Source organism: Planococcus sp. NCCP-2050 (assembly GCF_023708025.1).
In the GTDB taxonomy this organism is placed as follows: domain Bacteria; phylum Bacillota; class Bacilli; order Bacillales_A; family Planococcaceae; genus Planococcus.
Map to the genome: position 1 here is coordinate 1 of NZ_BRCX01000015.1, position 997 is coordinate 997.

The following is a 997-nucleotide window of genomic DNA, read 5'->3' on the forward strand; positions in this document are numbered from 1 at the left end:
CCCCCATTCGGAAATCTCCGGATCACAGCTCACTTACAGCTCCCCGAAGCATATCGGTGTTAGTGCCGTCCTTCTTCGGCTCCTAGTGCCAAGGCATTCACCGTGCGCCCTTTCTAACTTAACCAAGCGGTTTGTTAAAAAGTGGATCCCAATTGGGATCGTGCTTGCATGAATTGCTTGTTTCAATTTGTTTCAATGTCGTTTTATCCAGTTTTCAAAGAACAAGTTTGAAGTCACAAAACAGGCTCACGCCTGAAGGGTGAACCTTCAAAACTGAACGCAAAACGTCAACACAAGATCCGGAGATCTTGTTTCCGAATAAATCCTTAGAAAGGAGGTGATCCAGCCGCACCTTCCGATACGGCTACCTTGTTACGACTTCACCCCAATCATCTGTCCCACCTTCGGCGGCTGGCTCCACTAGGGTTACCCCACCGACTTCGGGTGTTACAAACTCTCGTGGTGTGACGGGCGGTGTGTACAAGGCCCGGGAACGTATTCACCGTGGCATGCTGATCCACGATTACTAGCGATTCCGGCTTCATGCAGGCGAGTTGCAGCCTGCAATCCGAACTGAGAACGGTTTTCTGGGATTGGCTCCCCCTCGCGGGTTGGCTGCCCTTTGTACCGTCCATTGTAGCACGTGTGTAGCCCAGGTCATAAGGGGCATGATGATTTGACGTCATCCCCACCTTCCTCCGGTTTGTCACCGGCAGTCACCTTAGAGTGCCCAACTGAATGCTGGCAACTAAGATCAAGGGTTGCGCTCGTTGCGGGACTTAACCCAACATCTCACGACACGAGCTGACGACAACCATGCACCACCTGTCACCGCTGTCCCCGAAGGGAAAGCCTTGTCTCCAAAGCGGTCAGCGGGATGTCAAGACCTGGTAAGGTTCTTCGCGTTGCTTCGAATTAAACCACATGCTCCACCGCTTGTGCGGGCCCCCGTCAATTCCTTTGAGTTTCAGCCTTGCGGCCGTACTCCCCAGGCGGA

General features: G+C 53.1%; 2 rRNA genes. Both read right to left on the minus strand.

Features of this window, described 5'->3' with window-relative positions:
- Positions 1-124 (minus strand): 23S ribosomal RNA (locus NFU07_RS17630); the annotation flags it as partial.
- A 206-nt stretch (positions 125-330) separates the two neighbouring features.
- Positions 331-997 (minus strand): 16S ribosomal RNA (locus NFU07_RS17635); the annotation flags it as partial.